The sequence below is a fragment of the Mycoplasma sp. 5370 genome, from assembly GCF_054343435.1.
In genome coordinates, this window is the sequence record NZ_JBTGVF010000039.1 from 1 (window position 1) to 5,102 (window position 5,102).

Consider the following 5,102-nt stretch of genomic DNA (forward strand, 5'->3'; position numbering starts at 1 on the left):
ACAAAAATAGCCAATTTATTTAGTTCGATTGATTCAGTCCTTTCACTTCACAAGCATAAGTTTTAGAAATGAAAAAAAATTTATTTTAAGTAATTTTTTATTTTTCTAAAAAGCAAAAGTAAAATAATTTTATAAAGTAAAATATGAATTTTCTTTCGAGCGTGGGTGAAAAAGGAGAAAAATGAAGAAAAAATCAGATATTTTACTTTATAAATACTTTCAAAATTGAATCTATGTATATAAAAAGGATTCAATTAGAAAGGTAAGTTTTAAAAAATATGAATTAACATTAGATTGAATCATAAAGTTAGTTCCAAATTTAAAGTTAAATGAATTAGATAGATATGAATATCAAAAATTATTAAACGAATATGCTTTAACTCATGAAAAACAAACAACAATGGATTTCCATCATCATCTTAAAAGTTGCTTACTTGATGCATTGGATGATGGTTATTTAGAAACAGATCCAACTAGAAAAGTAGTTATTAAAGGAAAAGCACCTAGAGAAAAAAGACAAAAATATTTAAATCAATTTCAATTGCAATTGCTTTTAAAAACACTTAAATTAGACTCTAAATTAAACATGGATTGATTAATATTATTAATCGCTAAAACAGGTTTAAGATTTTCTGAAGCTATTGCGGTTACGCCTAAAGATTTTGATTTTGTTAAACAAACATTAAATGTTTCTAAAACTTGAAATTACAAAGAACATGGTGGCTTTTTACCAACCAAAAATAAGTCTTCAATTAGAAAAGTACAACTTGATTGAATGACTACTTCACAATTTGCTGGAATTATTAAAGATTTAGATCCAGATAAACCAATTTTTATATTTAAAGAAAAAATTTATAACTCAACAATAAATGATATTTTAATAAGAAGGTGCAAAAAAGCTAATGTGCCTCCAATTACTGTTCATGCCTTAAGACATACCCATGCATCAATTTTATTGTATGCTGGAGTATCTATCGCTTCCGTAGCAAGAAGATTAGGGCATGCAAGTATGAATACAACTGAAAGAATATATTTACACATAATTAATGAATTAGAAAATAAAGATATTGACTTAGTAATGAGATCAATATCTAGCTTAATTTAAACATAAGTTCACCCACGCAAAAAACACCCATTTTTTTGGGTGTTTTAGTTTATTTTTTTGTTTTTGAGATCTTCTTTAAATTGTTTGTAGATTATATACAATTTACAGTCTTTATTTTTAGAAAGAATGTATTCTTTTAAAGGTTGTTCATCTTTTATGGTTTTTAGATACTTTTCTATAGTATCGATTCTTCCATTTTCTTTTCAACGACTTTCTTCTAAATCTCAAAGTTCATCAAAGACTTTGCTAATGTTTTCATCTTGATCAATAAGATAGGTTGCTTTAAATTTAGATTTATCATCATTAAGTTCTTTATTTTTTAAGAAATTTAAATATTGTTTTAAACCACCAAATTGTGAGTAAATTTCTTCAATTATAGTTTTACCATCACTAATATCTGCATCAATTTGCAGAAGAAGTTTTCTTGTATCTGCATCAACTTGTGCCAGTTTTTGATGAAATTCTTTTTCACTTCACTCGTTTATAGGTGCTTTTAATTCTGCAACTTTCCCTTTATATGTAAAGTGAACTTCAAAAAAATGAATGTCAATCATCTGAGTGTTTAAAGTTCTTTCTGACATTCAATCTAAATCAAAATCACTTATTGTTTCATCTATTTCATCTTTTTCTTTATTGTCTCTAAGAGCATTTAAATCGATTTCCTTAAATCTTAATTTAAGTTTATTAATATCTTCTTCATTAAAGACATTTGAAAGTTCTTTATAAGGTTCTTTTCTTAAAAGTGATAAAGAAGTAAGTGTTTTTTCTAGTTTAGTAAAATTACCAACAAATCTTTTTTGTTGTTCCTTAAGAATGTGATTTTCAGATTTAGGATCATATTTTGGCACTTCTTCAAAGTTTGGATAATTTCAGGTATTAAAGATAACTTCAATTTCTTGATAATATTTTTGAGCATTACTTATTAGTATTTTACTTGAATCTGCTTCAATATCAACATTATGAACTCCTGAATAAATCTCAAGCGCTCTTTGAAGATTAGATTTCATGGTTCCAGGTTCTCTGTAAAAATAGATAGAGCCAAATGGTTTATCATTTGCGTTTTCTAATCTATTTGTTCTAGACATTGATTGAATTAAATGTTCATTTTCCTGTATTTTATCGAAAAAAACGGTGTTAATATACTTGGAATCATATCCTGTTAGCATTTGATTTACAACAATCAATAAATCAAGAATTACTGTTGGATATTTATTACCTTCTATAATTTGTCTTTCTTTAAAAATTTTAGAAATTACACTTTTGAAGTTTTCATCAAGATTAGCAGTGGTTACTTTTGGATTATCTTTGAAATCTTGTTCAAAAGTATCATAAATATTTTTAATTTCTTCTAGTTTAGAAAAGTTTTTCGCTTCTTCTTCTGAAACAGCATCGATATTTTTGTCAAATAAAGCAGTTACATTAAAGTTTGCTAATTCCGGAACTGATTTTTTAGCTTCTTGGAATAATTTAAAATATTTGATAGCGTCATCGATTTTTTTAGTAGCTAAAATCGCACTATATCTTCTGTTATTACTTGTACTAATTCAGTGTTCTAAAATATCTTTAACTACTACTTTTTTAAAATTATCATTATCGTAGTAATCGTTGTTTTTTAATCATCTTTCAATTTTAATAATATCTTCTGGATTACCTAAACTATTTTTCTGATTTAATAAATTATAAATTTCTAAATCACTTGAATTGAATCTTCCTTGATTTGCCCAAGCAGAAAGTTTATATTTTATTTTTGTACTATCAACTTCAATTTCTTCACCATAATGATTAGATTGAATTTTATAAAAGTATTCTAAAAGCATATTTTCAAAATTTATATAATTATTACTAAATCTTAAAACATTTCCATCTTCTAAACCATTAATAATGGTGTATTTATGAAGTAATGGTCCAAATACTTGTTCGGTAGTTAATTCATTTTTTTGATTAACTCAGTGAATTGGAGTTCCTGTAAATCCAATAAAAATAGCATTTTCAAATTGACTTTGAATCTTATTCATCATTTGACCATAACTACTTCTATGCGCTTCATCAAAAATTAAAGCAATTTTTTCTTCTGGTTTGAAGTAATTTTTTCTTAATTGAGATAGTTTTTGAATAGAAGTAATAAAAATTGTTTTAAATAAACCGCTGTTTCTTGCTGTTTCTTTTAATTTTTCTTCTAGATCTTTAATTCCATAAGTATTTATAATTTTGATTTTATCTTTATTTATTTTTGAAAATTCACTAAACTCTGTAAAACTCTGTTCATTTAAATCGATTCTATCAACTACAAAAACAACAGTAGAAACCATTTCTCTTTTTAAAAGTAGACTTGCTGTTTGAAAACTTGTTAAAGTTTTACCAGAACCTGTTGTATGTCAAATAAATCCGCATTTATTTTCGTTTTTGTATTTAATTTCATTGATCTTATCAAGAATTGCTTTAATAGCATAAAATTGATAACTTCTAGTGATTAATAATTTATTGTCTTTAATTATTGTTCCGTTAGAAATTAAGTTATGTGCTTCTGGGATTTTGAAAAATAAGTTAATTATTTTATCAATATCATTAACTATTTGATTATCTTTATTTTTTCAATATCTAAAGTCTTTTATGTTGAAATTGCTAAAATCATCAACAATTGAAGTATATTCCATATTATTTGGAGTTAGTGCTACAAGCACTTGTACAAATTTAAGTAATCCTGTGGAAAATACCCCATTTTTCCCGTATTGAATTAATTGCTTTTTAGCATCTTCAATACCAATATTTGCTGTTTTTAACTCTAAACAAAATAGTGGTAAACCATTTATTAATAGTAAAACATCAATTCTTCTTTCTCTTTGAGCAGAAACAGAAACTTGTCTTGCTGTTTGATAAATAGTATTTCCTGCTTTTATTTCTGTATTACTAAAAATTTTTAAATAAATCAAACCTTTTTTATCTTCTGCACTTAAATTTGGATTTGTTCTTTGAAAAGGGATTGACTCACCTTGAAGTAAACTATGAATTTCAACAACTTTATTTGCTGAATTAAAGATTTTTGCTTTAATTTCTTCAAATTCTTCATCATCTAAAGGCACATTATTAAGAGTTGCTTTATTAAGTTCAAAAAGGATATTTCTTCAGTTTTGTTCTAATTCTTTTTCGCTAATGCCATCAAGTGTATCGCTTATTTGGGAATTTTCAATACTTTGATTTTTTCAACCATAGTTTTTTAACTTAATTAATAAAGATTTTTCAAATTCTAATTCTTTGTGTTCCATTAAATAAACATCCTTTCTAATAGTTTTGCTTTTATATTTTCTAATGCTGTTAACTTACGCTTGTGAAGTGAAAGGAGAGAGTCTAAGGATAAAAACAACTTAATAATTTTTTCTTGTTCTTGTAAATTTGAAATAATGATTTTTTTATTTAAGAGTTCTTCATCTTTTGCTATTAATGTATTCTTAGCCCCTTTTTGAATTACAGGAAATAAAAAATTATTTAGTCTTGAATCAAGCAAAAAATATTTTTCCATATAAACTGGAATTAGTTTTTCTTTTTTAGCTTTAAAAACAGAATATAACACTGAAACGATTCCTTTTTTAAAGGAATTTGTCTTTATAATTCCATAAGGATTCTTATTTAAAGGTGATTTAGTATAAACTATATCATCTATGTCTAGAACTTTATAATTTATTAAACTTTCACCAGCAAAACTTCTTCCTAAAAATCTAATTTGATTTACTACACCAAATTCTCCAGAAACAGATAAAACATCTTCTTTTTTAAAAACATTTTTAGAATTTTTTTCTGTATAACTTGCAAGTAAATTCCCTAAAACTTCCTGTTCTCAAGCGTGAGTAAATTCTTTGAATCTTATACTTGGAATGTTTGAATTTTGAGATGGAAACATCTTGTCAAGTAATGTGTTTTTAATGTTTTTTAGGAAATTATACTTACGCTTGTGAAGTGAAAGGACTGAATCAATCGAACTAAATAAATTGGCTATTTTTGT

3 protein-coding genes are annotated in these 5,102 nt (G+C 25.2%); 1 reads left to right on the forward strand and 2 read right to left on the reverse strand.

The features are described from left to right. Positions 1 to 181: 181 nt before the first annotated feature. Positions 182 to 1,105, forward strand: a complete 924-nt coding sequence (locus tag ACXX88_RS03975) for a site-specific integrase (RefSeq protein ID WP_458557354.1) — start codon at positions 182 to 184, stop codon at positions 1,103 to 1,105. 44 nt (positions 1,106 to 1,149) lie between these two features. On the opposite strand, the gene ACXX88_RS03980 is transcribed toward ACXX88_RS03975, so the two are convergent. Beyond that, positions 1,150 to 4,368 carry a DEAD/DEAH box helicase family protein gene (locus ACXX88_RS03980; RefSeq protein ID WP_458559654.1) on the reverse strand — a complete coding sequence of 1,073 codons (3,219 nt, stop codon included), beginning with the start codon at positions 4,366 to 4,368 and terminating at the stop codon, positions 1,150 to 1,152. Then, positions 4,368 to 5,102 (reverse strand): hypothetical protein (locus ACXX88_RS03985; protein ID WP_458559655.1); only part of this gene is annotated, 735 nt, incomplete at its 5' end. The genes ACXX88_RS03980 and ACXX88_RS03985, both read right to left, overlap by 1 nt.